27 protein-coding genes are annotated in these 26,585 nt (G+C 70.5%); 9 read left to right on the forward strand and 18 right to left on the reverse strand.

The annotated features are described in order from the left end of the window. Positions 1 to 56 precede the first annotated feature (56 nt). The 3 genes from DBP14_RS18490 to DBP14_RS18500 all read right to left on the reverse strand — a co-directional run bounded on the left by DBP14_RS18490 (position 57) and on the right by DBP14_RS18500 (position 3,190). Positions 57 to 1,076 (reverse strand): trypsin-like peptidase domain-containing protein, encoded by a 1,020-nt coding sequence (locus tag DBP14_RS18490; protein ID WP_129308281.1) that lies wholly within the window; start codon positions 1,074 to 1,076, stop codon positions 57 to 59. A gap of 207 nt (positions 1,077 to 1,283) precedes the next feature. Beyond that, on the reverse strand, positions 1,284 to 2,303 hold the full coding sequence (locus tag DBP14_RS18495; RefSeq protein WP_129308282.1) for a LacI family DNA-binding transcriptional regulator: 1,020 nt from the start codon (positions 2,301 to 2,303) through the stop codon (positions 1,284 to 1,286). Between the two features lie 107 nt (positions 2,304 to 2,410). Next, the gene (locus DBP14_RS18500; protein ID WP_129308283.1) at positions 2,411 to 3,190 is read right to left on the reverse strand and encodes a response regulator transcription factor; all 780 of its coding nucleotides are present in this window, start codon (positions 3,188 to 3,190) and stop codon (positions 2,411 to 2,413) included. A 93-nt stretch (positions 3,191 to 3,283) separates the two neighbouring features. Here DBP14_RS18500 and DBP14_RS18505 point away from each other — a divergent pair, with 93 nt between their 5' ends. The 4 genes from DBP14_RS18505 (at position 3,284) to DBP14_RS18520 (ending at position 6,273) form a co-directional block, all read left to right on the forward strand. Beyond that, on the forward strand, positions 3,284 to 4,144 hold the full coding sequence (locus tag DBP14_RS18505; RefSeq protein WP_206739291.1) for an alpha/beta fold hydrolase: 861 nt from the start codon (positions 3,284 to 3,286) through the stop codon (positions 4,142 to 4,144). Positions 4,145 to 4,225: 81 nt separating this feature from the next. Next, positions 4,226 to 4,480: a MoaD/ThiS family protein gene (locus DBP14_RS18510; RefSeq protein WP_129308284.1), complete on the forward strand. Its 255-nt coding sequence runs from the start codon at positions 4,226 to 4,228 to the stop codon at positions 4,478 to 4,480. A gap of 4 nt (positions 4,481 to 4,484) precedes the next feature. After that, a complete protein-coding gene (locus DBP14_RS18515; RefSeq protein ID WP_129308285.1) occupies positions 4,485 to 5,660 on the forward strand; it encodes a hypothetical protein in 1,176 nt (391 codons plus the stop codon). Between the two features lie 112 nt (positions 5,661 to 5,772). Beyond that, positions 5,773 to 6,273 carry a hypothetical protein gene (locus DBP14_RS18520; protein ID WP_129308286.1) on the forward strand — a complete coding sequence of 167 codons (501 nt, stop codon included), beginning with the start codon at positions 5,773 to 5,775 and terminating at the stop codon, positions 6,271 to 6,273. Between the two features lie 26 nt (positions 6,274 to 6,299). Here DBP14_RS18520 and DBP14_RS18525 read toward each other — a convergent pair whose 3' ends face one another. Then, the gene (locus tag DBP14_RS18525; protein WP_129308287.1) at positions 6,300 to 6,683 is read right to left on the reverse strand and encodes a VOC family protein; all 384 of its coding nucleotides are present in this window, start codon (positions 6,681 to 6,683) and stop codon (positions 6,300 to 6,302) included. Positions 6,684 to 6,784: 101 nt separating this feature from the next. Here DBP14_RS18525 and DBP14_RS18530 point away from each other — a divergent pair, with 101 nt between their 5' ends. Genes DBP14_RS18530 through DBP14_RS18540 form a run of 3 tightly spaced genes read left to right on the forward strand, consistent with a single transcriptional unit; the run spans position 6,785 to position 9,038 of the window. Further along, positions 6,785 to 7,720 (forward strand): alpha/beta hydrolase, encoded by a 936-nt coding sequence (locus DBP14_RS18530; RefSeq protein ID WP_129308288.1) that lies wholly within the window; start codon positions 6,785 to 6,787, stop codon positions 7,718 to 7,720. Between the two features lie 10 nt (positions 7,721 to 7,730). Further along, complete coding sequence (locus DBP14_RS18535) at positions 7,731 to 8,495, forward strand: WYL domain-containing protein (RefSeq protein ID WP_129308289.1); 765 nt, start codon at positions 7,731 to 7,733, stop codon at positions 8,493 to 8,495. A 36-nt stretch (positions 8,496 to 8,531) separates the two neighbouring features. Next, positions 8,532 to 9,038 (forward strand): DUF4396 domain-containing protein, encoded by a 507-nt coding sequence (locus DBP14_RS18540; RefSeq protein WP_129308290.1) that lies wholly within the window; start codon positions 8,532 to 8,534, stop codon positions 9,036 to 9,038. 22 nt (positions 9,039 to 9,060) lie between these two features. Here the strand turns inward: DBP14_RS18540 and DBP14_RS18545 are convergent, their stop codons facing one another. The 4 genes from DBP14_RS18545 to DBP14_RS18560 are packed head-to-tail and all read right to left on the reverse strand — an operon-like array spanning position 9,061 to position 13,283. After that, positions 9,061 to 9,624, reverse strand: coding sequence for a 3'-5' exonuclease (locus tag DBP14_RS18545; protein WP_129308291.1), 564 nt, complete (start codon positions 9,622 to 9,624; stop codon positions 9,061 to 9,063). After that, positions 9,621 to 10,901, reverse strand: coding sequence for a cation:proton antiporter (locus DBP14_RS18550; RefSeq protein WP_241740963.1), 1,281 nt, complete (start codon positions 10,899 to 10,901; stop codon positions 9,621 to 9,623). The genes DBP14_RS18545 and DBP14_RS18550 overlap by 4 nt, the downstream gene beginning before the upstream one ends. Before the next feature lie 13 nt (positions 10,902 to 10,914). Further along, positions 10,915 to 11,487, reverse strand: a complete 573-nt coding sequence (locus DBP14_RS18555; RefSeq protein ID WP_129308292.1) for a flavin reductase family protein — start codon at positions 11,485 to 11,487, stop codon at positions 10,915 to 10,917. A gap of 50 nt (positions 11,488 to 11,537) precedes the next feature. Beyond that, a complete protein-coding gene (locus tag DBP14_RS18560) occupies positions 11,538 to 13,283 on the reverse strand; it encodes a tryptophan 7-halogenase (protein ID WP_164992354.1) in 1,746 nt (581 codons plus the stop codon). Positions 13,284 to 13,785: 502 nt separating this feature from the next. On the opposite strand from DBP14_RS18560, the gene DBP14_RS18565 reads away from it, so the two are divergent. Then, positions 13,786 to 14,778, forward strand: a complete 993-nt coding sequence (locus tag DBP14_RS18565; RefSeq protein ID WP_129308294.1) for a LuxR C-terminal-related transcriptional regulator — start codon at positions 13,786 to 13,788, stop codon at positions 14,776 to 14,778. A gap of 13 nt (positions 14,779 to 14,791) precedes the next feature. On the opposite strand, the gene rsgA is transcribed toward DBP14_RS18565, so the two are convergent. The 10 genes from rsgA to DBP14_RS36115 all read right to left on the reverse strand — a co-directional run bounded on the left by rsgA (position 14,792) and on the right by DBP14_RS36115 (position 24,052). Then, positions 14,792 to 15,913, reverse strand: coding sequence for a ribosome small subunit-dependent GTPase A (gene rsgA, locus DBP14_RS18570; protein ID WP_129308295.1), 1,122 nt, complete (start codon positions 15,911 to 15,913; stop codon positions 14,792 to 14,794). After that, positions 15,910 to 17,265: an MFS transporter gene (locus DBP14_RS18575; RefSeq protein ID WP_164992355.1), complete on the reverse strand. Its 1,356-nt coding sequence runs from the start codon at positions 17,263 to 17,265 to the stop codon at positions 15,910 to 15,912. Before DBP14_RS18575 ends, rsgA begins: the two co-directional genes overlap by 4 nt. Then, positions 17,258 to 18,289, reverse strand: coding sequence for a hypothetical protein (locus DBP14_RS18580; protein ID WP_129308297.1), 1,032 nt, complete (start codon positions 18,287 to 18,289; stop codon positions 17,258 to 17,260). The genes DBP14_RS18575 and DBP14_RS18580 overlap by 8 nt, the downstream gene beginning before the upstream one ends. Continuing rightward, complete coding sequence (locus DBP14_RS18585) at positions 18,286 to 18,918, reverse strand: class I SAM-dependent methyltransferase (RefSeq protein WP_164992356.1); 633 nt, start codon at positions 18,916 to 18,918, stop codon at positions 18,286 to 18,288. The genes DBP14_RS18580 and DBP14_RS18585 overlap by 4 nt, the downstream gene beginning before the upstream one ends. Then, positions 18,908 to 19,741: a cupin-like domain-containing protein gene (locus DBP14_RS18590; protein ID WP_129308299.1), complete on the reverse strand. Its 834-nt coding sequence runs from the start codon at positions 19,739 to 19,741 to the stop codon at positions 18,908 to 18,910. The genes DBP14_RS18585 and DBP14_RS18590 overlap by 11 nt, the downstream gene beginning before the upstream one ends. Beyond that, complete coding sequence (locus DBP14_RS18595; RefSeq protein WP_129308300.1) at positions 19,738 to 20,922, reverse strand: hypothetical protein; 1,185 nt, start codon at positions 20,920 to 20,922, stop codon at positions 19,738 to 19,740. The genes DBP14_RS18590 and DBP14_RS18595 overlap by 4 nt, the downstream gene beginning before the upstream one ends. Before the next feature lie 116 nt (positions 20,923 to 21,038). Beyond that, positions 21,039 to 22,244, reverse strand: a complete 1,206-nt coding sequence (locus tag DBP14_RS18600) for an arginase family protein (protein ID WP_129308301.1) — start codon at positions 22,242 to 22,244, stop codon at positions 21,039 to 21,041. After that, positions 22,244 to 23,443, reverse strand: coding sequence for a hypothetical protein (locus tag DBP14_RS18605; protein ID WP_129308302.1), 1,200 nt, complete (start codon positions 23,441 to 23,443; stop codon positions 22,244 to 22,246). Before DBP14_RS18605 ends, DBP14_RS18600 begins: the two co-directional genes overlap by 1 nt. 313 nt (positions 23,444 to 23,756) lie before the next feature. Then, positions 23,757 to 23,888, reverse strand: coding sequence for a hypothetical protein (locus tag DBP14_RS37310; RefSeq protein ID WP_277752711.1), 132 nt, complete (start codon positions 23,886 to 23,888; stop codon positions 23,757 to 23,759). A 2-nt stretch (positions 23,889 to 23,890) separates the two neighbouring features. Further along, on the reverse strand, positions 23,891 to 24,052 hold the full coding sequence (locus tag DBP14_RS36115) for a hypothetical protein (protein ID WP_164992357.1): 162 nt from the start codon (positions 24,050 to 24,052) through the stop codon (positions 23,891 to 23,893). Between the two features lie 250 nt (positions 24,053 to 24,302). Between DBP14_RS36115 and DBP14_RS18610 the strand changes: the two genes are divergently transcribed. Continuing rightward, on the forward strand, positions 24,303 to 26,576 hold the full coding sequence (locus tag DBP14_RS18610; RefSeq protein WP_129308303.1) for an FUSC family protein: 2,274 nt from the start codon (positions 24,303 to 24,305) through the stop codon (positions 26,574 to 26,576). The last annotated feature ends 9 nt before the right edge of the window (positions 26,577 to 26,585 follow it).

Below are 26,585 nucleotides of genomic sequence, written 5' to 3' on the forward strand. Positions count from 1 at the left end.
CCGAGAGCACGCACCGGACGCCGCTCCTTCACGGGCAAACGTCGCCTGCCGGGGCACTAGTTGCCCGCGTCCGCCCGCAGGTGCGGGAGGTCGGACTTGACGGTGTTGATCGGGATCGCGAAGCCGAGTCCGATGCTGCCCGCGTCCGAGGACGAGGACGCCTGCTGACTCGACGCGTACATCGCGGAGTTGAGGCCGATGACCTGCCCGGCGGCGTTGATCAGCGCACCACCGGAGTTGCCGGGGTTGAGGGAGGCGTCCGTCTGGATCGCCTTGTACGTCGTCGTGGACGAGCCGGTGTCGCCGTTGAACTGCCGGCCGCCGAACTCGAACGGCCACTGGCCGTCGGAGCCGCCGCCGCCCTGGTCCTGGCCCTGGCCCTCGTCCGTGGGCACCGTGACATCGCGGTTGAGCGCGGAGACGATACCGCTGGTGACCGTGCCGGTCAGGCCCTCGGGGGAGCCGATCGCGACGACCGTGTCACCGACCTGCACGTCGGAGGAGTTCCCGAGCGAGGCCGGCTTCAGTCCGGACGCGCCCTGGAGCTTGATCAGCGCGAGGTCCTTGGAGCTGTCCGTGCCGACGACGTCGGCGGTGTAGCTCTTGCCGTCGCTGGTGCGCACCCTTATCGAGTCGGCGCCCGCGATGACGTGGTTGTTGGTGACGATCTCGCCGCTGCTCGTGATGATCACGCCGGAGCCGGTGGACGAGCCGTTGCTGAGGGTCGCGTTGATCTCGACGACGCTCGGGCTGACGGCGGTGGCGATCGCGGCGACGTCACCCTTCTTGCTCGACGGCACCACGTTGGTGCTCGCCGAGGCGGAGGCGACCGTGTCCTTGCCGGTCAGCTCCTGGAAGGCGTACGCGGTGCCGCCGCCCACCGCCGCCGCGACGATCGCGACCGCCGCGAGCAGGGCGACCGGGCCGCGGGTCCGCTTCGGCTTCGGCGCGGGGCCCGCCGGGGGGTCGAACGGCGGAGGAGGCGGCCACTCCGGGTTCACCGGAGCGGGGTGGGTGTACGTACCCTGCGGGTTCTCGTACTCGTGATCGCCGTTACGGCGCATGCTCTCGGTCATGACTGAAGCGTCCCCCGTGACCATGAGAGCTTCCTGAGTGCCGACTGAGAAGCCCGACAGAACCGCGTTTGCCCGATATAAAGAGCTGACTGGGGCTTTGGTCAGCCCTTCTCAGCCAACGTTCAGGGAAGCGCCCCGAAGGGGCGCGGGGAACTGCGCGACCAGCCACAACGCGCCCGCACGTTCAAAACGACCGGACCGCACCAGTCAGCATCCGCAGGACGTCCGCACCACCAACCGCGACGGAAACGTCTTCAGCCGCTCCCGCCGCGACCCGGCGACCCGCAACCCGTCGTCCAGCACCAGATCCACAGCGGAGCGGGCCATCGCCGACCGGTCGGACGCCACCGTCGTCAGCGGCGGATCCGCCAGCGCCGCCTCCTTGATGTCGTCGAAGCCGGCCACCGCCAGCTCCCCGGGCACGTCGATGCGCAGCTCGCGCGCGGCGCGCAGCACGCCGATCGCCTGGTCGTCGGTGGAGCAGAAGATCGCGGGCGGGCGGCGCGGCCCGGACAGCACCTCCAGGCCGACGCGGTAGGCGTCGTACCGGTTGTACGGCGCCTCGAACAGCCGGCCCTCGGTCGACAGCCCCGCCTCGTCCATGGCCCGCTTCCAGCCCTCGACGTGGTCGGAGACCGGGTCGCCGACGGCCGGGGTGTCCGCCGTGCCGCCGAGACAGGCCACGTACTCGTAGCCGTGCTCCAGCAGGTGGCGTACGGCGAGCTGGGCCCCGCCGAGGTCGTCGGTGACGACGGCGACGTCGTCGATGGCCTCCGGGCGCTCGTGCAGCAGCACCACGCGGGCGTCCCAGGCCTCTATCTCGGCGGCGGCCAGGTCGTTCAGCGCGTGGGAGACGAGGATCAGGCCCGAGACGCGCATGCCGAGGAAGGCGCGCAGGTAGTGGACCTCGCGTTCGCCGATGTAATCGGTGTTGCCGACGAGCACCATCTTGCCGCGCTCGGAGGCGGCCTGTTCGACCGCGTGCGCCATCTCCCCGAAGAAGGGCTGGCGGGCGTCGGGGATGATCAGGCCTATGAGGTCGGTGCGCCGCGAGGCCATCGCCTGGGCGACCCGGTCCGGCCGGTACCCCAGTTCCTTGATCGCCGCGAGGACACGCTCGCGCGTGGCCGGGGCGACCGGCCGGGGTCCGTTGTTGATGACATAACTGACGACGGCGGTGGAGGTCCCAGCCAGCCGTGCCACGTCATCCCGAGTCACCTTGGCCACGCGCGGAGTCTACGCGGATGGACCGTCCCTGGGCAGGGCGTATCACAGGGCGGCTGTGCGGAAGCAATGCCTCTCCGTGGAGCTTGTCTGCCCCTCCGGAGCCGTCGCTATGCCTCCGCCGCCACTTCCGCGCCGCCACGGACGGCGGAAGGGGATGACTTGCCCGGTTTTGACCGGTCCGCCTTGCCCTGGGGCTCCTCGCCGGACCGGTCGGACTTCTCGGGCGTAACGAATCGATAACCGACGTTCCGGACGGTTCCGATCAGCGACTCGTGCTCCGGGCCGAGTTTGGCGCGAAGCCGCCGTACGTGCACGTCCACCGTCCGGGTGCCGCCGAAGTAGTCGTAGCCCCAGACCTCCTGGAGGAGCTGGGCGCGGGTGAAGACCCGGCCGGGGTGCTGGGCGAGGTACTTGAGCAGCTCGAACTCCTTGAAGGTGAGGTCGAGGACCCGGCCCTTCAGTTTGGCGGAGTAGGTCGCCTCGTCGACGGACAGGTCGCCGTTGCGGATCTCCATCGGCGAGTCGTCGCCGACGAGCTGCTGCCGGCCCGTCGCCAGCCGCAGCCGCGCCTCCACCTCCGCGGGGCCCGCGGTGTCGAGGACGACGTCGTCGACACCCCATTCCGCGGTGACGGCGGCCAGGCCGCCCTCGGTGACGACGAGCACGAGGGGGCAGCCGGGGCCGGTGGAGCGCAGCAGCTGGCACAGGCTGCGGACCTGGGGCAGGTCGCGGCGGCCGTCGACGAGTATGACGTCCGCGCCGGGGGTGTCCACGAGGGCGGGGCCCTCCGCCGGGGCGACCCGCACGTGGTGCAGGAGCAGGCCGAGGGCGGGCAGCACCTCCGTCGACGGCTGGAGGGCGTTGGTCAGGAGCAGCAGAGAACTCATACGTCTTGTTCCTCCTCGGTCCAACGCTACCGAAAGCACAAAAGGACCCGGGGGCTTCGCTGCCCGAGTCCTCTGCCCAGCAGAATAGCCCACATGAGCAATCGTCCGGCAGGTTGTGTGGCGCGTTCCACGGACTGTCCGCATCCCGAGACGCCCGGTCGGGGCCCGCTCCGGACGTTCCTCCGCGCGGCCGACGGCACCCGCGTGGACGCCCTGTACCGGCCGAGGGACGAGCTGTACCGGCCGTCGGACGAGCCGTCGGACGACTCCGACGGCGGCCGTTCCGGCCTGGTCTTCGTGGTCGCGCACGGCTTCACCGGGGACGTGGACCGGCCGCATGTGCGAAGGGTGGCGGGCGTCCTCGCCCGTTACGGCGCCGTCGTCACCTTCTCCTTCCGCGGCCACGGCGCCTCGGGCGGCCGCTCCACGGTCGGCGACCAGGAGGTGCTGGACCTGGCGGCAGCCGTGGCGTGGGCGCGCGGCTTCGGGCACGCGCGCGTGGTGACCGTCGGCTTCTCCATGGGCGGGTCGGTGGTGCTGCGGCACGCGGCCCTGTATCCGGGCGCGGTCGACGCGGTGGTCGCGGTCAGCGCGCCCGCCCGTTGGTACTACCGGGGTACGGCCCCCATGCGCCGCCTGCACTGGCTGGTCACGCGTCCCGAGGGCCGCCTGGTCGGACGCTACGGCCTGCGCACCCGCATCCACCACCGCGCGTGGGACCCGGTGCCGCTGTCCCCGGTCGAGGCGGTGCCGCGGATCGCCCCGACCCCGCTCCTCCTCGTCCACGGCGACCGGGACGCTTATTTCCCCCTCGACCACCCCCGGATGCTGGCGGAAGCCGCCGGTGACCACGGGGAACTCTGGCTGGAGCCGGGCATGGGCCACGCGGAGAACGCGGCCCCGGACGCCCTGCTCGCCCGGATCGGGGACTGGTCGGCGGCGCGGGGGAGCTAGCCTGAACGTCACCCGTCGTTTGACGGTCCTTTGAAGTCCTGGGGCGTCCCGCGACGTCCTGCCGTTCGATTGAGGAACCAGATGCCCAAGGTCACGGTGCGCTACTGGGCCGCCGCGAAGGCCGCCGCCGGGGTCGCCGAGGAACCGTACGACGCGGTAACGCTCGCCGACGCGCTGGCCGCGGTGCGCGAGCGACACCCCGGCGAACTCACGCGCGTCCTGCAGCGATGCTCCTTCCTCATCGACGGTGACCCCGTCGGGACCCGCGCGCATGAGACGGTACGGCTGGCCGAGGGCGGCACGGTCGAGGTGCTCCCGCCGTTCGCAGGAGGGTGAGGCGATGAGCGACCAGCCGTACGAGGGCGGTTCCTACGAGGGGTACGACCCCTACGGGCAGCAGCACCAGCAGGCGTGGCAGGGGCCCTACCCCGGCGAGTACGACCAGGGGGGCTACGACCCCCAGCTCACCCTGCAGTGGCAGGGCCAGACCTGGGAAACCCAGACGCACGCCTCGCTGGGCGCACAGGCGCAGGCTTATCAGGAGCCGCAGCAGGCGTACCAGGAGCCGATGCAGGGCTACCAGCACCAGAACCAGCAGCCAGGAGCGGCGGCTCCCTACACCGCCCCCGTGCACCAGCAGCCGGCCCAGGCGTACGTCCCCGCACCCCAGCCCACCCCCGAGCCGGCACCGGCGGCGACACCAGAGCCCGAGCCCGACCCCGAGTACGGCCCGGCGACGCTGGCCGGCAATGCCCGGATCACCGACGCCCAGCGGGCCCGCCTGGAGGGCCGTTCGCCGGTCATCGAGCCCGGCATGCAGCCCGCGGCGCTCACCGCGCTGCTCGGCCTGCTCCTCGCGGCCACGGCGCCCGTCGCGTCGTACGCCCTGGTCGTGCCCCTCGTGGCGCTCCAGGCGGTGACGGCGGCGGGCTGGTTCCGGCTGAACGGGATGTGGCCGGCCCGGCAGGGCATCGCGCTGGCGTTCCTCGGCGCGCTCGTCGCCGACGCCGCCGTGCTCGGCGCCGGACGCGGGCACGCCCCGGCCGCGATCCTGGGCACGCTCGGCGTGTGGGTGCTGCTCAGCCTGGTGCTCCAGCTCCGCTCGCACGCGGACCCGGACGAGCGGATGTACGGCCTGATGGCGACGATCGCCTCGGCGGCCCTGGCGATCGTGGCGACCGGCTATCTCGGCGCCGGCCCGAAGGCGGTGTCGGTCGGCGCGGGCGCGGTCGCGGTGGCCGTCCTGGCACGGGCGCTGCCGCTGCCGACCCCGGCCTCGGTGGTCGTGTCCCTGCTGGCGGCGACCGGTGCCGGAATCGCGCTGGGCGGTGTCACGGGCCTGGGCGCGAAGGGCGCGCTGCTCGGCGCGGGCGCGGCGGTGTGCGCCCTGATCGGCCACCGGGTCGCGAGCTACGACTACCCGTCCCGCTTCGTGCACTTCACCGCCGGCGTCGCCCTCCCCCTCGCGGCGGCGGCACCGGCGGTGTACGTACTGGGCCGCGCCCTGGGGCAGTAGTCAGGAGCGCCCCGCGACCGGGGCGGCCCTCTCGGCCGTGGCCCTCCGCCGACGTCCCCCCGCACCAGGAAACAAGGTGCGCCCGTCCGACGGGCGGTCGCATACTCGGCGCATGGTTCTGCCCTCCCGCCGGTTCCGTGATCCGCGCAGCACCGCGTACGACTTCATCGACGCGGTCATGGTCAGATGCCCTGACTGTGAGAAGCCCGCGTACGTCATCCCGGCGCCCGGCGACTTCGGCGGCGGAGGCTGGTCACAGTCTCGGCCTCGGCGTCTGGTCTGCGGCGGCTGTGGGCTGGCCCGCGTGTGCAGCGGCCGTTCACTCACCTTCCGGTGGGGCACGGCGAACCCTGGCAGGGATCCGTATTTCGGGGCGCGGCTGTGGCTCCAGGCGGAGACCCGGCACGGGTGGTTGTGGGCGTACAACCTCGAACACCTCGACCTGATCCGCCGGTACGTCGAGGCGTCGGTGCGGGAACGGGCGCCCTGGTACGACACCGGGCGGAAGATGACTCTGGTGGCGCGCCTGCCCACGTGGATCAAGCGAGCGAAGAACCGCGACGAGGTTCTGCGGGCGGTCGACCGGATTCACGCCTCACTGGTGGCCCCCTGAGCCGAGTGCCAGCGGTTCGGCGCCGGTCAGGCTGGTGTGACTCGGGTGCGTAGGAGGCAGAACTCGTTGCCCTCCGGGTCGGACAGGACGTGCCAGGTTTCGGTGCCTGTTTGGCCGATGTCGGTGGGGGTGGCGCCGAGGGCGAGGAGGCGGGCCAGTTCGGTGGGCTGGTCGTGGTCGGTGGGGTTGACGTCGATGTGGAGGCGGAGCTTGGCGGGGCGGGGGTCGTCGCTGGGGCTCAGGACGAGCGTGGGCTGGGGGCCGCCGAAGCCGGTGCCGGGCGGGCCGATCTCGATGCTTCCGTCGTCCTCCCGGCCGAGTTCGACGTAGCCGAGGACCTCGCTCCAGAAGGCGGCGAGCCGCTCCGGGTCGGCGCAGTCGAGGACCAGTTCCGTGATGCGGCATGCCATGGCGGCCAGTGTAGGGAGACCGCGGCCGCCGGGGAGTTGTGACGCGGCTCACCAGGAAAGGGTGACAGGACGGTGTCGCGGACGGCTGCGACCGTCGACGCATGACGATCACCGATGAGGACTGCCTCGCCGAGACCCTCGCGTTCAACGAGCAGTTCGAGACCGCCGCCGCGAGCCGCCCGGCCCGCCAGGGCCCGCCGGACGCGGCCCTGCTGGCCACCCTTCGGCGCAACCGGCTCGGCGGCGACACACCGCCGGTGCGGCTGCCGCAGGGCCGGGACCGTGTCATCGAGGGCGTGAGGGTGAGGGTCTTCGTGCCCGCGCGGGTCGAGGGGGTGTACCTGCACATCCATGGGGGTGGCTGGGCCTTCGGTTCCGCGGACGGACAGGACGAGAGGCTCTGGCGGCTCGCCGAACAGACCCGGCTGGCCGTCGTCAGCGTCGACTACCGCCTCGCGCCCGAACACCCCTTCCCCGCCGCGGCCGACGACTGCGAGGCGGCCGCCCGCTGGCTGGTGCGGCACGCCGCGGCCGAGTTCGGCACCGGGCGGCTGCTGATCGGAGGGGAGTCGGCCGGCGCCCACCTGAGCGTCGTGACCCTGCTGCGCCTGCGCGACCGGCACGGCATCACCGGCGCCTTCCAGGCGGCCCACCTGCTGTTCGGCCCCTACGACCTGTCGATGACACCGAGTCAGCGAGCGTTCGGCTCCCGGCGGCTGCTGAGCAACACCGACACGCTGCGGCGGACCTACGAGATGTTCACCCCCGGCATGAGCCCGGAGCAGCGCCGCGACCCCGAGATCTCACCGTTGTTCGCCGACCTCGCCGGCCTGCCGCCCGCCCGGATCGTCGTCGGCTCCGAGGACCCCCTGCGGGACGACTCGCTGTTCCTGGCCCAGCGGTGGCAGGCGGCGGGCGCGCTCGTGCAGCTCGGTGTCGTCGCCGGAGCGATGCACGGCTTCACCCTGTTCCCCCTGACCATCACCGAGCGCGAACTGCGGCGCCAGCGCGACTTCCTGTCCACCGCGGGCCGGTAGCGTCGCCCGCATGAACCGCACCGCCCGCCTCTACGCGCTGGTGGAAGAGTTGCGCGCGACAGCGCCGCGCCTCCTGACGGTCGCGGCGCTCGCGGCACGCTTCGAGGTGAGCACGCGCACGGTCCAGCGCGACCTCCAGACGCTGATGGAGACCGGCGTCCCGGTGCGCGCCACCTCCGGGCGCGGCGGGGGCTGGACGGTCGACCCGGACATGACCCTGCCCCCGATCCGCTTTACCGCCGACGAGGCCTCGGCCCTGGCCGCTGCCCTCGCCGCCGCCGACGCCGGCGCTCCCTACGCCGGTGCGGCCCGTACGGCGGCCCAGAAGATCGCGGCGTCGATGACCGGCCCGGCCTCGGCGGCGGCCCGGCACCTCGCCGCCCGCATCGTCGCGCTGCCCCCGCCGTCCGACTCCGCGATCCGCACCGCGGTCGAGCAGGCTCTCACCGCCGGCACGGTGCTGCGGCTCTCCTACGTCGACGCGGCCGGGCGGGAGAGCGAGCGCGCCGTGGAACCGGCCGGGCTGCTCGTCGCCGACGGCCGCTGGTACCTCATCGCCTGGTGCCGCGCGCGCGAGGCCGGCCGGGGCTTCCGTCTCGACCGCATCACGGCGGCGGCGCCCACGGACGAGCGGGCCAAGCCCCACGACCTGGCCGCCCTCTTGCGCGGCTCGGCGGCGGACGGTGCGGCGAGGCCCGCCGCGCTGTCGGCCCTGGCACCTCCGGACGCCGCCCCAGAACATTCCTTGGAATACCCCAGGGGGGTATATCGTTGACCCTGTCGGCAGCCGACCCCGGAGGGGAGACCGACGATGGATCACAGCGTTCACCATCATCACGCACACGCACACGAACACGAACAGCAGCAGGAACACCAGCCGTCCGGCTCCTCCTGGCGGATGGCCGCGCAGGCCACCCTGCACTGCCTCACCGGCTGTGCCATCGGTGAGGTCCTCGGCATGGTCATCGGCACGGCCGCCGGACTGCACAACGGGGCCACCGTCGGCATCTCCATCGTGCTGGCGTTCGTCTTCGGGTACGCGCTGACCATGCGGGGCGTGCTGCGGGCCGGTGTCCCGTTCCGGCAGGCGGTCAAGGTGGCCCTCGCCGCCGACACCGTGTCGATCGCGGTGATGGAGCTGATCGACAACACGGTGATGGTCGGCGTGCCCGGCGCCATGAACGCGGGCCTCGGCCAGTGGCTGTTCTGGGCCTCGCTGGCGTTCTCCCTCGTGCTGGCCTTCCTCGTGACCACGCCGGTGAACCGGTGGATGATCGGCCGCGGCAAGGGACACGCGGTCGTACACGCCTACCACTGAGCCCGCGCGGCACCGGGATGCCTCAGCCCGCAGGCCAGTCCCCTCGGCCCGACACGTCCAGCACCAGCGCGGCGATGTTCCACGCGTCGTCGTCGCCCCGGTGGTGGCGGCCCTCCAGCGGGAGCCCGGCCACCGTCAGGGCCTGGGCCATGCCGGGGCGGCGGCGCAGGCCGTAGGAGGCGGTGAAGGCGGCCTTGGCGTTGGTGTGCCGGTGGCCGAACGGGTACGGCGCCTCCGTCCGCAGGCACTGGCGGGTGAACTGGTGACGGTCGTAGTCGCCCCAGCTCGCCCACGGCAGCAGCCCGGCCCGGTGCCGCGCCGCCAGCTCCCGGCACGCCTCCGCGAAGGACAGCCCCTGGTCGACCTCGGCCTGCGTCAGCCCGGTCAGCTCCGTACAGAAGGGGCTGACCGCCGACCGGGCCGGCCGTACCAGCACCCGGTGCTTGTCGAGCCGTTCGCCGGCCCGCAGGTCGACGACGGTGAGCCCGATCTCGATGATCTCGCTGACCTCACCGGGCGGCGGCTCCCCCTCCCAGCACGTCGCCTCGACATCGACGACGTTCAGCAGGTACTCGTGCGCGGTCATGAGCAGTGAGCGTAGGGACCGGCCCGCCCCTGCGGCACCCGAATTTCGCCGCGTGTGCCGGCCCCGCCGTCGTCCGCGTCGGCAAACGTTCGGCGAATCCATGACAGGGAAGGTGCGGTGAGCACGGTAGTGATCAGCGCCATGAGGACGAGCAGGCTATAGAGGGGCGTGCTGATCACACCGAGCTGAAGCCCGAGACCAAGCACGATCAATTCCGTCAGTCCACGACTGTTCATCAGTGCGCCGATGGACATCGCATCCTGCCAATTCTGCCCACACGCCCGCGCCGCACATGTACCTCCTCCCCATTTGCCGAGGACGGCGACACCCGTCGTGACCGGTGCCCAGACCCACAGTTCTGGTGTGCCGGCAAGGCGGGCGAAGTTCGTCTGCAGCCCGGCCCCCACGAAGAACAGGGGGAGGAGAAGGGGCAGGACGAAGGTGTGCAGTCCGGTCGTGGCCCGTTCCACGACGCGCGAGCGGCGCGGCATGGCCACGCCGAAGAGGAAGGCCCCGAACTGGGCGTGCACACCGATGCTCTCGGTGGTGAGCCCCGCCAGGCACAGGCCGCCGAACAGTATGACGAGGACCAGGTGGTCCATGGTCCGAGGGGCCCGGCGGACACTCCGGGCCACGAGCGGGCGCACCGCGTACAGCGTCACCAGGACGAATGCCGTCGTCAACGCGATGGTGACCAGGACACCGTGGAGCGAACCGCTGCCGGCCAGGGCGGCGATCAGTGCGAGCAGGAACCACGCGGCGAGATCGTTCACGGCCGCGGCGGCCATGGCAAGGGTGCCGACCGCGGTGCCGTGCAGACCGCGGTCAGTGAGAATGCGAGCGAGCACGGGGAACGCGGTGATGCTCATCGACACCGCTACGAACAGGACGAACGGAGTTCTGCCGGTACCCGGCGGGGCGAGCGACGTGAACATCGTGAGCGCCAGAACAGAGCCGAGAATGAGCGGCAGGAGAATACTCGCCTGGCTGACCGCGAGGGCGGTTCGGCTGTTTCCCCGCAGTGTGGTGACGTCGAGTTCGCATCCGATGAGGAACATGAAGACCAACAGGCCGACGTTTCCAAGTGCCGATATGGTCGGCAGGACCGAGGCCGGGAAGAGCAGGCTCTGCCCGGCCGGCCAGACGAAGCCGAGCAACGAGGGGCCCAGGAGAACACCGGTGAGGATTTCTCCGACCACCGGAGGCTGACCGATGCGGCGGAAAAGCAGGGAACCCGCCTGGCAGGCCAGGACGACGACCGGCATGGTGAGCAGCAAGGCGCGAAGTGGATCAGAGCACGACACGAGTGGCACTTTCCGCCAGTGGAGCACACGCGGATGCTGTCGTCGCGTCTGACCAACGGGCGTAACGGCGCCGTCCGTACAGCAGGGGCTCGGCGTCCTCATGGACCACCGTACGGTCCACCTCGGCGAATACGGCGACGTGGTCGCCGATGTGGATCGTGTGCCGCACCCGGCAGTCGGCGATGGCCAGTGCCTCCGTGGCCAGGTGCGGTCCGTGAGCCCCGACCGGCAGCCGCCACTCGACCTCCGAAAAGCGATTGGCGCCGCAGGAGGCGAACAACTGCGCCGTGGCTCGCGCCTCTTCATGCAGCAGGTTGACCGCGAAGTGCCCGGAGCGGAGCACCGCGCCCAAGGTGGGGCCGGCCGCACGCAGGCACACCATCAGCGTCGCGGGTGAGAGGGCGACGCTGGTCAGCGAGTTACACGTCATACCGCGCGGCTCGCCGTCGGGGGTGAGGGCTGTCACCACCGACACGCCCGTGGGAAACCGGGCCATCAGCGGGCGGATGTCGGCCGGCTGGTCGGCGGTCGCGCCATCCGGTACCGGGGGCCTTGCCATGAGGTTCTCTCCTGTCTGTGCACGCGAACTGTGTGTCACGAGCGGACGGTTCAGTTGATTCCCACGCTCATGTCACCGGGCGGCATGGCCCGCGGACCGGCCCAGCTGTCGTCGTCCTGGAGCAGTTCGCTGAGCATCTCCGGGTGAGAAGAGACGACCTGCAGGGCATCGTGCTGAGGCAGCGCGTGCCGGGTCAGCGTCTCGGCGGCCCGCCGTCGGGCATCCCAGTGCTCGGGCGGCTCGGTGGCGGGCAGGAGTCGGGCCGGCACCTGCTGGCCCAGCAGCAGCGTGTCGACTCCGCCGATGCCGAAGGGCGTCGGAGCGGCGTCGAGGATCAGCTGTTTCACCGACTCCTCGCGCCTCGCCAGCGGGGCGCCGTCCGCGAAGAGGTCGAGCAGGGGCTGCCAGCCGGAGACGTCCGTCAGCTCGCGGGCCTCCTTCCAGAACGGCGTGTCGAGCCGGGTGTTGAACCGGTAGTGGATGGCCAGGAACCAGCGCAGCGAATCCCACTTGCGGGCCAGGTAGGTGTTGACCATCGCCTGCGCATTGGGCCTGGCCCAGGATTCCGGAAGGGTGCTGAGCAAGGTCTGGACCGTCACGGTCATCATGTGAAGCGCCGAGGACTCCAGTGGTTCGACGAACCCGTAGGAGTTGCCCACAGCGATGACGTTGTTGCGCCAGACCTCGCTGCGGCGGCCGGACTTGAATCGGAGCTGCTTCAGCCCGGTGACGCCCGGGTAGCGCCGAGTCAGTTCGGCGGCGGCCTCGTCATCGGACATGGAAGCCGACGAATAGACGTAGCCCATGTGATCGCAGTCGGGTACGGGAATCGTCCAGCACCACCCGGAATTCATGGTGGTGGCGGTGGTGTAGGGCTTCAGATGACCACGGTGGTCCCGCTCCGCGGTGATCGCCGAGTCGGTGAACAGACTGCCGGCGTAGCTTTCGTACGGCACACCCAGCCCTTCGCCCAGCAGCTTCGAGCGGAACCCGGTGCAATCCACGTAGAGGTCGTAGCTCAGATCACGGCCGTCGACCGTGCGCAGCCGGTCCACCCAGCCCCGGCTGTCGAGAACGACGTCTGTGACCGTGGCGTCGACGTGCTGAATTCCGCGTCGCTCCGCGAGCTCCCGCAGATATCCGACGAAACCGCTGTTGTCCAGGTGATAGGCGAACGGCAAATGCTTGAGCAGCGACACCGGTTCCTTGCCCACGTTCAGGACAGGTGTCACATCGTTCTGCATCAGCAGCGAGGTGAGATTGAACGGATCGATGCCGCCGTGCTCGCGCAGGGCTCCCAGCATGCCGATCGAATGCTGTCCCCATCCGAAGGGGGCGGTGAATCCGTCCGGGTCGGCTCCCCAATCGAATTTGATTCCGAGCTTCCAGGCGGGGCGGACCCGCTCGTAGAATTCGGCCATGTCTATTCCGACCAGCTGGTGCAGGAACCAGAGCAGGTAGGGAACGGTGGCCTCGCCGACGCCGATGATGGGGATGTCGCGCGATTCGACGAGCTCCACCTGGAGCCAGGGGCGCTTGGCCTGCAGTGCCAGCGCCGTGAGATAGCCGGCTGTGCCTCCGCCGATGACGCCTACCCGTCGGATGGCCTGCGGATCGTCCGATGAGGGCCGCCGGCCGAGATCCACTGGCTCGTGGTCGGCGACGAGCGCGGCGTCATCGATCTGCCGGCCGCCCTTGCCGAGCCAGGCGCGCACCGCCGCCGCGTCGTCGGGTGCGAGCGAAGCGAGTACCCGCTCCATACGGCCTGAATCGAGGCCCGTGCCACTCTCGGTCATGGATGGCATCACGTTCATTCCCTTCCCGCGGCGCATTGCGCCGACGGGTCGTAGGTGTGGTTCAGGTATTCATGAGGCGGTCATGGAAAGCAGGAACGATCACTGCCTCGCAGCGCCCCAAAGTGAGCCCTGGAATTACTTGGCATCGTGCGAACGCCCGTCGGCAGAGGCGGTCGGCGGCCGCCTCTGCCTCGTTGAGCGAGTCAGCGACGACGAAGAGGCCGAGTACCGGCCCCCCCGGTCCCTCGGGGTGGGCCTTCACGCGCTGCAAACCGTCTGCGGGCACCGCCTCTTCGATGATCAACTCCGTTATGTCGCAGGGGAGTTCACAGTCCGTCGGTTTGACTTCTGCGTGAATTAGATACATGACCCTATTGGTGCGCATAGTCGGGATCGCCCCGCGGTGACTGGCGTTCGTGTGCGCCCCGCGGAAGGCGGATCTGCATCGATTAACATCGGATGGGCCCCTCGCGGGTCGCTCAACGTTCAGGGGGATTTGAATATGTTGCAGACGCTCGGGCTTGACGCGATGGCGGAGTTGGTTTATCGGGCGATGATCCGGCATCCGCAGGAGACCGTGGCCGACCTGGCCCGCCGGCTCGACGTGTCCCAGCAAGACGTGGGCGAAGCACTGGACCGGCTCAGTTCCCTGGCTCTGGTCAGCACCGCGACGGACCCCTCAGGATTCCGGGCGGTGAGCGCATCCCTCGGCATGGAATTGCTGTTGGCGCGCCAGCAAGCGGAGTTGCTGGCGCAGCAGCAGCGCATCGAAGCCTCTCGGGCCGCGGCAGCCCAGCTGATCGCGGAGTGCTCGGACGGGGGAACCGGAACCCGTAGCTCGGTGGGAGAAGAGATCCGCGGAATCGCGGATATCCGCCTCAAGCTGGAGGAACTCGGGGCTGGAGCGATGGACGAGGTGCTGACCCTGGCGCCGGGAGGCGCGCATTCGGCAGCGGACCTGGAGGCCAGCCGCGGCCCCAACTCCGAGCTGCTCGCTCGGGGTGTGAAGATCCGGACCATCTACCTCGACAGCGTGCGCAACGACCCGCAGACGCTGGCACACATCCAATGGCTCAGCGACCGCGGCGCCCATGTACGCACCGTCGCCGCACTGCCGGTCCGTCTGATCCTCATCGACCACCGGGTCGCGGTGCTGCCGACCAGCGCGACGGACGCGGCCCTCGGCGCGGTGGTCCTGCGCGGGCAGGGCACCGTGACCGCGCTGAACGCCCTCTTCGAGAGCATCTGGAACGGCGCCGGCCCCCTGGCCGAACCCGGAAGGCGTGACGCCCGCGGCCTGACGGCCCAGGAAGCCGAGACCTTGCGATTGCTCAGCCAGGGGCTGACCGACGAGGCCATCGCCCACCGCCTGGGCGTCTCGCCCCGGACCACCCGCCGCATCGTCAGCGGGCTGATGCAGCAGCTGAACGCCCGGAGCAGGTTCGAGGCCGGCAGCCGCGCCGTCCAGGACGGCTGGATCCCCCTGGCGCGGTGAGCCGGACGCCATGTCAGAAGCCCCGGCGCGGCACGGGCTTGCCCTTGGCGGCCGCCCGGGCCCGGCCCTCCTTGTACAGGCTGTGACTCCGCATGAAGTACTCCTGCTCCAGCCGGGGGTTGCCGCGGCGCTCCAGATAGTCGTTCTCCCGGAGTAGCTGCCGGTAGCTGTCGAGACGCCGGCTCTGGAGAGCCCCCGACTCGACCGCTGCCAGCACCGCGCACCCGGGCTCGTTGCCGTGCCCGCAGTCCGAGAAACGGCAGTCCTGCGCCAGCTCGGTGACGTCGGTGAAGGTGGCGTCCATGGCGTCGGCCGACAACCACACCGACAGCGCCCGCAGCCCAGGAGTGTCGATGACGGCACCGCCACCGGGCAGTGTCACCAACTCGCGCCAGGTCGTGGTGTGCCGCCCCTTGCCGTCGTTCTCGCGGACGGCGGAGGTCCGCAGGGTGCCGCCGCCGAGAAGGGCGTTGACGAGTGTGGTCTTCCCCGCGCCTGACGCACCGAGCACCGCGAGGGTCCGGCCATCGCCCAGGAGGTCGGAGGTGAGCCCGTCCAGCCCCTCCCCGGTGAGCCCGGACACGGCGAGGACGGGCACACCGTAGGCGATCCCGGCGATCTGCCGTACCGCCTCGTCCAGGACGCCGACGGGGGTCACGTCTGTCTTGGTCAGGACGACCGCAGGGGTGGCGCCGCTCTCCCACGACATGGCCAGGAAGCGTTCGAGCCGGGAGATCTGGATGTCCCGGTCCGCCGCGACCACGTTCAGGATCGTGTCCACGTTGGTGGCGAGTGCCTGCGGCTCGCCTCGGCTGCCGGGTGCGCGCCGCACGATGGCGCTGCTCCTCGGCAGCAGTGCGTCCAGCACCACGGTGCCTTCGCCGAGGCGGCGGGCTGTCGCCCAGTCGCCGACCGCGGGCACCCCGCACGCCCCGAAGCGCGCCATGGGGTGGCCCGTCGCCGTGGCGAGTTGTGCGCGGTCGCGTTCCACGCGGATGATCCGTCCGACCTCCAGGGCCGCATCGCCCCCGCGTCGGCTCCGGATCGCGGCCAGCTCGTCCATCGTGACGGAGGACGCGCCGAGACGGCGGAGCTCCGCGGATTCCTCCGAGGTCAGGTCCCTCGTGGCAGTCATGCCAACTCCATTTCCTTGGGATGCGCCGTGGCCGCGGGGTTTCGGTACGTCCTCGATCCACGCGCCAGCGGTACCAGGAGGTTCGCCACTGCCGTGGCCGCCGCCATGCCGATCAGCAGGTGCGACATGCCGATCAGGTCCGCTGCCGGCCCCGCGGCGAGGAGTCCCAGCGGCATGGGCAGGGTCGAGATGAAGGTGTCCAGGGCATCCACCCTCGCCATGGAATCCTCGGGAACCTGCGACTGGATGGCCGTGTCCAGGAGCACGGTGCCGAACACCATGCCGGCGATGGCCGTGCCCGAGGTGAGGACCAGCAGCACCCGGCCGCCCGAGGCGAGCGCCACCAGCTCGGCCGGTATCAGCAGGCCCATCAGCAGGTATCCCGTCACCAGCGGTTTACGGGGGTGCCAGCGGGACGCCACCATTCCGCCCAGCAGGCCACCGAGGGAGGCGGAGGTCCCCACCAGCCCCCACGTGGCCGCACCGCCGAGCCGTGCCTCGGTGGCCGCCGGACCCAGGACGAAGAAGGCCGAGGTCCCCACGTTGGTCACAGCAGAGGCCAGGAACGAGCTCCACATCCACGGGTGCTTGTTCACGACGGCGACACCCTCGCGGAAGCGTGCGAACTCCCGCTTGAGGAAGGACCCCTGCGCCGCGCCCGAGCGCACCGGCTCGCCCGTGAGGCCGGGCTCGTGGTGGGTGCCGGACTGCTCACGCGCCGGACGGGGACCCAGCGATCGGGCACGCGTCAAGAGGGTGAGGAAGACCGCGCTGGCGAGGAACGACGCCGAGTCGAGCGCGTAGGCGACGCCGTAGTCCCCCATGGCGGCGAGCAGCCCCGAGAAGGCCGGGCCCAGCATGACGATGAAGTTCTGGGAGATGGCGACGAGGGCGTTGGCTCGTTGCCGGTGTTCCTCGTCGACCGTCTCGGCGAGCAGACCCATGGAGGCCGGACCGAAGAGCGCCGAGGCCGCTCCGTAGAACGCGGCGCCCGTGGCCAGTTCCCAGATGGTGGCACGTCCGCTGAACAGAGCAGCGGCGACGACCCCCTGGACCGCGCAGCGGATCAGGTCCGACCAGACCAGCACCCGGACGCGGTCGAAGCGGTCGGCGATCTGGCCGGCGACGGGGGCCATGGCGAGGCGGGAGGCCCACAGCACTGCCAGTACCAGGCCGAGGAGGGTGACGGACCCGCTGATGCGCAGGACCGCGAAGGCGGTGGCCACGGGCACCATGGCGTCACCGACAGCGGAGATCGACTGCCCCAGGAAGAAGAACCGGAAGACGGGGTCCCGCAGCACACGGACGACGGAGGTGCGCTTCTCCGGCGGAGCGATGGCGTTGTCAGGCACCGTGCACCGCCACAGGCCGGACCGCCCTCAGGTCCAGGGCGAGCGAGAGGATCTGCTGAGCCGTCTCCGGCGCACCGGTGATGGCCGCGAGTTCGTGACGGCTGAAGCCCTGCGGGCGGCCCAGCAGGTGAAGGGCGTCCGGCATCCACGGGGTGTCGGGCAGGATGACCTGCCGCCCGCGCAGGAACGCGGCGATCCTGCCGCCCTGTTCGCTCCGCCATTCCGGCCGGCTTCCGCCCGGTGCGACGAACTCGACGGCGTCAGCGTCGCCGGGAGCGCCTGCGGACGGCCGAGCCGGGGGCGAGAGCAGGTATCCGTTGCTCCGCAGCGCGCGCTGCCGGTCGGGCGATGTCGTCGAGTCCGGTGGGAAGACGTCGAAACCGAGCGAGACCCCGAAGCCGGAGGAGCGCAACAGGTGATGGATGCCCGCCGGCATGAAGGCCACGTCGCCCGTCCGCATCACATGGTGGGTCGCCTGGGCCATCCACTCCTCCGCGGCCGATGCGTCGGAGCCGGCCGGCGCGGTGTCGGAATACCAGATCTCCTTGGGGTTCGGCCCGCAGTGGGCAAGGAAGATCGCCTCGTCGTCCTGGTGGATTCCGAACGGAGTGGCACCGACGTTGCCCAGGACGGCGTACACGTCCAGGCCGCCGACCACGCCCTCGGCAGAGGAGAGGGGACGCGCGAACGCCTCGTGGGCGAGGTCGTGCAGGCGTTCGTTCCAGGCGGACAGATGGCTGACGGAGACGTAGAACCGCTCGCCTCCGAGCCACAGCTTCAGGAACTCCTCAAGGGTGGAGGCGGCGAGCAGCTTCGGAGCGTGGATTTCCGGGATGAGCGCAGGCTTGACCTCCCCGTCCACAAAGGGTGTCATCGGCGGCTCGCCGTCCGGAGCGGCGGTCATGGACTTCAGCGTGTCCAGCAGCAGCCTCATCCAGTCATGCCGCTCGAACCCCTCGAACGATGTCCAGTAGGCGGGGCTCCGCAGCATGTTGGTCGCTTCCAGAAGGCTTTCTGCCGTCATTCCTTCTCCCCGGTGGATGTGATGATCAAGCTGGCGGCCGACCGCTGCGGAACGTGCCCGATGTATGCGTAGGTCCACGAGCGCTCTTCGCTCACCTCGAGCAGGGCCCGCAACTCGTGGTCCATGAAGTTGGGGTAGTTGTAGAGTTCGTCGAAGATCAGAACCGTCCCCGGCACCACGTAGTCCGCGATGCCGTCCAGCACGGTTCGCGTCGAGCTGTACAGATCGCAGTCGATGTGAGCCAGGGCGATCGGCTCACCGCGCGCGACGAAGAACTCGGAGACCGTGTTCTCGAACATCCCCTGCACGAGGCGCGCGTTGTCACGCAGCGCTTTCGGCTCACCGTGAAAGGCGCCGACGGGCCAGGAGCGCTTCGGGCTCAGTTCCCACTGCTCGGGCAGTCCGGCGAAGCTGTCGAAGCCGTACACCGGCCCTGAGGTCTCCCCGCACAGTTGCCAGAGGGATCCTCCGGTACTGACGCCGAACTCGCACCACAGCCCCTTCTCAGGAGCCCGGTAACCGGCATTGATCAGGTGGTGGTACTGGTCGATGTCCGGGCCGCGTTCCGAATCGTAGGCACGACTGGCCCTGATGCGCTTTTCGTCGGCGCGCATCTGTTCAAGCCGCATGCGTCCGGTTCCCTTCATCGTGCTCCAGCGCGCCCAGCACCTTCAGCCACGGTGCCCGGCCTCTCGTCTCCAGGTGGCGTCGGGCGAAGACGGCGTTCCCCCGGTTCACGAAGTTGCCGGTGGCGGCCACCGTGGTGTCGAGGTTGACCACCTCGTGGGCCCAGCCGCTGGGGATGATCACGAGGTCGCCCGCGTTCTGGGTGCACTCGAATTCGAGACGGTCCCGGTTTCCGACGAGGTCGAGGTACGGCTCGGGCAGCACGCCCGCACGTACCGACGCGGCCGGCGAGAGGAACCGCCAGCGTTTGGTCCCCGCCGCGAGTGCGTTCCAGGCGCTGCTCATCATCACGTCGACGTGCAGCTCGGAACCGGAACCACGCGGCCCCACGTAGATCCACTCCCAGGCGGGCCTGGCCGCCTGCGGCAGCCGCGCGAACCAGTTGCGCAACGAGGAGGGCATGTCCGCGGGGAGGAAGGCTCCGGGATCGGGCTCGGAGGCGACCGTCCAGTCCTTCACGTACCACGGCTCGCCGGCTGGACAGGGACTGCCGTCACCGCTCTCGCAGTACCGGAGGAACTCGCGCAGCGTCGTGCCCCAGACGGTTTCAGGCTCGGGCCCGTCCCCGGTCGCGGGAGCACGGCGTACCGCCGTCAACGTCCGCTGGCCGTGGTCGGCGATCAGCCTCCCCGAGGCGCACGTCCGGGTCAGCGGCCAGTCCGATGCCCCGGCACGGATGATGACGGGGCCCTCGTCGACACTCCACTCGACGGGCCGGCCGGGCTTCCTCTCAACAGGACGCCGGGCCAGGTTCGTTGATGTCATGACGTGCGTCCCTTCCGGCCCCGGTCCCCGCTGAGGGCGCGCAGGCCACGGTGCTGTACGGCGACCCGCAGCAGATGCCCCGCGATCTCTCTCAGTTCGTGTCCGTCGAGCCGGTTCACGGCCTCACGGCAGGTGAACGAAGCAGGGCGACCGGCCAGCCAGCCGAACCACTCCTCGATGCGCGGGTCGTAGCGCATGTCGAGCAGTCGCCCGTGCAGCGCCACGCACAGGCGGTCCTCGTGGCGCACGGTGAGGATCGGGAAGTCCTGCCGGACCTCCAACTCCTGGTCAGGGCCGAGTGCCGGCGGCGCCCCGGTCAGTACGGGCTTGTAGATGAGGTACCCGTTGCTGCGGAGCCGCTGAAGGTGGACAGCGGCGTACGAGGCAGTCCTGGCCGCGAGGTCGGAGATGTCCTTCAGCGATGTCATCACGTGCTGGCGCAGCGCGGGAACCGCAGTCGGCACCGGTGCGTTCGCGATCGGCGTCTCGGCGTCGTCGCGCAGCAGCAAGGCAACCGATTCCGCTACGACGGCCCCCAGGGTCGCGGGCATCAGGGACAGGCCGATGAACGCCGAGAACCCCGAATTCTCGAAGATGTGGAAGTCACCGGTGGGGATCAGCAGCGCGTCACCCGGCTCCATGACGAAGCGCTGGGCGTGCTCCGCGATGGCGGACGGGTCGAACCGGCGGTCGTCACGTTCGGCGTCGAACACCCGCCCCTCCGACTCGACGAGGCGCGCGTAGTCCTCGCGGCGCCAGATCAGGCACTCTTTGGCCGCCGGTCCGAGGTGCAGGAGCAGCGAGGGCTCACGATCGGCGTGCACACCGAAGGGCGTCTGCCCCGCGTTCGCCATGAAGGCGTAGAAGTCCAGGCCCCCGGCGGGTACGCCCCACGCTTCGACCAAGGGGCGCACCACACCCGCTGTCAGAACCTCGTGCAGGTCGTCGTCCCAACTGGGCACTCCGTTGAGGGCCAGGCAGAACGCGTCCTCGCCCAGCACCTGGGAGAGCCACTGCTCGAAGTCGAGTGCCGGATCCGGGTCGCAGTGCGAGAGCCGTTCCAGCAGATCGATGCGCTGGCCGTCACCGGCGAAGACCCGCGCGACCGGGCGCTGGGTGGAGAGCGCGAAGGCCTCCACCACCCTCCTGAGGCCGGCGGCGAGGGTATGGACGTCGGACACCGCGCTTTTGATCAGAGCGGGTTCCCGGAGTCCCGCCGAGGACAGCACAAGCTCCTCGACCCAGTTGTCCCGAAATATCACTTGACTCTCCTCGACCCAGCTCATGGGTTCAGCTCTCATCGGCCTGCGAGCAGGAGGGAACCCGCGCAGCCGGCCAGCGCCATGGCCGCCAGGTTGCGTGACTGCTCACTGGACGTCACCTCGACCAGGTCCGCGCCGATCACCTCGAATTCCTGGGTGACGAAGCGCAGTGCCGCGTCGATCTCGCGGAACGTCAGCCCGCCCATGACGGGCCAGGCCACCTCGGGGGCCACGACCGGGTCCAGCACATCGGCGTCGATGCTGACGTACACGGGGGACTCCCGCGGGATGTCCCCGAAGATCTCCTCGATGCCGGATCCCTCGATCACCTGCGCGGCACTGACGACGCGCGTCTTGTCCGTGGAAGACGGTGCTTCGTCCGAACCGGCGGCGTAATCGAATTCGCGGATACCGATCTGGAGCAGCCGCTGGACGGGACCGAGCGCCTCGACGTGGGACATGACGTTCCCGTTGGTCAGCCCGGACTGGTTGGCCTTCCGCGTGGCGTATCTGTCGGTGTGAGCGTCGAAATGGATGACACTGAAGGACTGGTGATGCTGTGCCACGGCCTGAAGCACGGGCAGGCTCAGCCAGTGCTCGCCGCCCAGCACCAGCGGCCGGCCGCCTGCGGCGAGTACTTCCCGTGCGGCGAGCCGCACCTTGCGCTCCACCACGTCCGCCGTGTCCGTGCGCGGGTTGTGGCAGATGTCGCCGAGGTCGAGCGGGAGGGCGTCGGACAGGTGGAAGCCCCGGTTTCGGTTCCAGTCCCAAAGGCTTCTGCCGGCGTCTCCGCCGGATGAGGACGAGAAGAGCCTGAGGGACGCCCGGATCGCGTCCGGGCCGCCGACCGGCGAGTGGGTGCGCGGGCAGTCGTACGCGACAGGCACACCGAACAGACACCACTGGCCTGCGAGTTCACGGGTGGAGAGTTCTGTCCAGGCGGCCGTCGTCCCCACGGATCGCCGGCTCTTCTTGAGGAGGCCCGACATCACGGTCCCGGCCTCCGAAGCGGGCACCAGGAGCTCGTTGCGCAGGAGGAAGCCCACGACGTCCGGGGCGAGTGACGGGGCTCCGGCATCCAGGGGCCGAGGCACGGCGAAGCTCTCCCAGACCGCGAGCAGTTGCGGTGAGGCCTCGATTCTGCGACCGGTCTCCACGTCCTCCACGACCACACCGCGCGGCCCTCGGACCAGTTCGAGCCGGGGGTTGCGGAGGTACGGCCGACTGGGCGACTGGGTCATCACCGCACCTCGACAGCGCTGATGCCGACCAGCTTGGTCAGAATGAGCTGGGCACGCTGCGAACCGGCACAGCTTTCCGCCTCGATGACCTCGTCGCCGTTCAGCGACTCGATCAGCCGCCTGATTTCCGGCTGGTCCGGACAGCTGATCAGGGTGCCTCGGGCGAAAATCTTGATGGTTCCGTCGTGACCCTCCTGGAGGATCACGGGGAACGGCGCGACACGGCGGACCGTCCTGCCCTTGAGGGAGGGCACCGCGACGCGCTGCGGCGTCGCGCGGAACCCGCAGTTGCTCCTGATCCTCAGCACATAGTCCGCGACTGCTTCGGTGACGTCGATGCTCGGGCCACCGGCAGCCGACGGCGCGACGGTCTGGCCGTCGTGCACCTGCTGAAGCAGCTCGCCGGGCAGCCCGATCTCCCGCGCCTGAGGCTTCATTTCGAAGGCGCGTGAGCGCATGGCTCTGCGGACCAGCCGCTCAGGGGCGTACTGGATCAGGGTGAGCACCATGGAGACGGAGAATCCGTGGTTCTCCGCAACGTGGTAATAGCGCGTGGCGGGGAGGAAGAACATGTCTCCCCGCTGGACCGAGTGATGCTGTCCGTGGTCGGAGAGTCGCTGCGTCTGATAATACGAACGGCGTCCCCCGGTCAGCGCTTCGAACCGCTCAGGCTCCCAGAGCGATATCCGCCGAGGCGAGGGTCCGAAGTTGAAGTGCAGGGCATCGGCGGCGTCGTCGATGTGGATGCCGAAGGGGGTGAAGCGTGAGTCCCCGATGAAATACAGCAGTTCAGCGTGCAGCAGGCGGTCAGGGATGTGCTGCTGGAGCTCCGACGTGAGGTCGGCTACCGCAGGCGCCACCGCGGGGAACCATTTCTCCGCCTTGTTGATGACGACGGTGTGTTCGGTAGCACCGAAAGCCGTGCGGCACGTGGTTTCGAGCTCTTCCAGATTCCTGCCCGGATCAAGGGAGAGGAAAGCCTCGGTGGCACGCGGTTCATGGGCGCCCCCTGTGTAGACGCGGAGGTCGTTCACCGCCGCGTCGCGCTGCGCGGAGTCGCGCATGGCACGGAGCGAGCCGAGCACGGCGTCCTCAAGGACCGTGCCGTGTAGTCCCCTCGTGTCGACGGTCGCGGGTGACCTCAGTCCCGCAGACTGCTCGAAGACGTCGCGGCCGGTCCGCCCGAACGGAAACGTCATGGAGTAATCCCCCCTTCTCCTGGCAAGAGCCTGACGCCCTCCGCCGGCCGGAAGCTCGGTGCCTCCGGCCGGCGGACGAGGCAGATGTCAGTGCCCGGCGGTCTGGACCGGACGCGCGACCAGCTCGGTGTCCTCCAGCTCGATGACCTTGATGTCCAGGTTCTCGAGGGAGATTTCCTGCTCGATCTTCTGGTCGTTGCCCATGATGTTTCTCCTCTTGGTGTTTTCATGAATCCCGAACCGGAGTCCCGGCAGGGAAGATCAGTTATGGCCGGCCGTTATTCACTGCCGGCCGCCGGTTACGGCCGACCCGCTACCGGCGGTCCAGGAATTCCTCGCCGTCCATCCTGGCAACCGGGGCGAACCACATGGTGAACGGCTGAGCGACGGGCTCGTCGAAAAGAGTGGGGGGCTTCTCCATGGACTTGTACGTGTCCTGTGTCATGACTAGCTTCCCCAGGTCAGGTCGACCGGCCTGACATGCGTGTCCGGAGCCGATGCGGTAGTGGGCGCAATGCTCGCGTGGCCGGTGATCGGTGCGGTTCCGAGAATGACGGCGCTCGCCACGACAGCGATAGCGGTAAAGGTTTTGATCACAGTCTTCTTCATGCCGGTGGAACCCATCTCCCCTGTCGTTCCGCTCTGTCTTTCGGAACCCCGATCTCGACAAGAGAGAGCTTGGCCGATAATCACCCCTTCCGGAAGAGGATCTTGCTGGACGCTCTATGCCATGACCTAGTCCGTCCACCTCCGCACGCTGAGGGTTTCGCGGCACGGGACACGCGGTCGTCCGCGCCTGCCACTGAGCCCGAGCGGTGCCGCGTGTGCCGGGAGCGCGGGCGTGGGCGATCCTGGGGCCATGGGTGATCTGCCCGGTCCGCACAAAGCCGGTCTGCGCAGCGCTGGTCCGCGCAAGGCCGGCTCGCGCAAGGCCGACCCGCGCGAAACCAGCCCGCGCAAGTCCGCTCCGCGCGAAGCCGGCCCGCGCGAAACCGGTCCCCGCACAGGCCGCGTGCCCGCCGCGTACGCCGAAGCGGCCCGCCGCTCGGCCCGCGTCACCCTCGCCGGCACCGCCGGCTTCTACCTCTTCCTCTACGGCCTCGACGCCCCCGTCGGCGCCACCTACGCGGTGTTCGCCGCCGTCTCCCTGGCGGGCCTCTCCCGCATCCCCGGCACCGGGCGGCAGCGCGCCGCCGTCGTGCTGCGGTCGCTGCCCGCCTGCTGGGTGCTGATCGTGCTGGGCACCTACTTGTCCGTACGGACCTGGAGCGCGGCCGTCGGCATGCTGGTCATCGGCTTCTCGCTGGCCTTCGTCGCCGTGGGCGGCCCGCGCCCGGCGGGAGCGGCGCCCGGCCTGCAGCTGATGTACATCCTGCCCTGCTTCCCGCCCTACGACCCCGGCGCCCTCGGTGAGCGGCTGACCGGCGCGACCACCGGCATCCTGCTCCTCGTCCTGGCCGAGGCGTTCCTGTTCCCCGAACCGCCGGCCGTGCCCTACCGGGAGCTGGCCGCCCGCGCCGCCGACCTGGCACGGACGTGCGCCGGCGAGCTGGCCGGGGAGCCGTACGCCCTCTCCGAGGACTCCGCGCGGGCCACGCGGGAGGCGAGCACGGGGCTGCGGGCATCCAAGGTGCCGCCCGCCGACCGCCCGGCCGGGCCGAGCGTGCGCCAGCGGGCCCTCGCCCAGACCGGGCTGGCCGCCCGCACCCTGCTCGGCGCACTGCGGAACCTGCCACCCGGCCACGCCGCCACCGGCCCCGGACCCGACCTCCTGCGGGCGGTGGCCATCGCGGCGGCCGAGACCGCGGACCTGCTGCGCGGGGCCGAGCCCCGCCGGGAGGCGCACGAGAACCTGCTGCGGGCCCGCGCGGCCCTGCTCGCCGGCCGGGACGAGGGGGACGCTCCGGAGGAACTGCGCCGCGACGCCGCCGTGCTGGAGGTGGCGGACGCCGCGCTCGCGATGTCGACCGCCGCCGACCTCGCCGTACGGGGGCGGGAGGCCGCGACGATGGCGGCGCCGGGCCGGTTCTGGTACACCGACGTGTGGGCGCCGCGCCTGTGGTGGCGGCGGCTCGCCGGGCACGCCGGGAGCAGGTCGGTGTTCTTCCAGAACGCGGTGCGGATCAGCCTGGCGCTGGCGGCGACCCGGGTGATCGCCGGGGTGGACACCCTGCCGCACGGGTTCTGGGCGCTGCTGGCGACCCTGACCCTGACGCGTACGACCGTCGGCGAGACCCGGTCCGCCATGCGGCCCGCCCTCCTCGGCACCCTGATCGGCGCGCTCGTCGCCGCCGCGCTGCTGACCCTGGCCGGCTCCGACACCGTCGTCTACGCGGCGATCCTGCCCCCGCTGATGCTGGCCGCGTTCACGCTCGGCCCGGTCAAGGGGGTGGGCTGGGCGCAGGGCCTGTTCACGGTGGTGGTCGCCCTGCTGTTCGCCCAGCTGTCGCCGGCGACCTGGCAGATCGCCGGGTTCCGGGTGCTGGAGGTGCTGGCCGGCAGCGCGGTCGGCGCCGTCTTCGGGCTGCTGGCCTGGCCCCGGGGCGCCCACGACGAGCTACGGCGGGCAGGGGCCGTACTGCTGCGCAGTGCGGCGGAGGTCGTGGTCGCCACCACGGCGCGCCTCGCCGTCGGCGGCACGCGGGAGCCGACCGCCACCGCGCCGGGTCACCGCTCGCTGAACCACGCCCTCGTGCTGGCCGAGTCGGCGTACGCGCAGTACCAGAGCGAACCCAAGGGCATGCGCGCCGGGGACGACGCCCCCGACTGGTCGGCCGTGCTCATCGTCGGACACCACGCCCTGTGGGGAGCGGACCGCCTGCTGCTGCCGCCCGAGCGGTCCGTCGTACCGCCCCTGGGCGCGACAGCGGCGGCGGCGCTGGACCGGCTCGGCGACCGGGTGGCCGGCCGGATGCTGCTGGTCTCCGCCCGCACCGACCCGACCGACGACACCCCGGAGCCCCCGGTACCCCTGCGGGACCCAGCCTTCGACGGCTTCATGGCCCAGCCCGACGGAGCACCCCGCCGCTACTACGCGGCAGCGGCCTGGCTGGACTCCCTCCTCACCGGCCTGGAACGCATCACGACGGACAGCCCAAGCCCGGCCGTCATCACCAAACCCGCCGACGCCTGACGCGACCCG

The sequence above is a fragment of the Streptomyces sp. L2 genome (assembly GCF_004124325.1).
GTDB lineage: Bacteria > Actinomycetota > Actinomycetes > Streptomycetales > Streptomycetaceae > Streptomyces.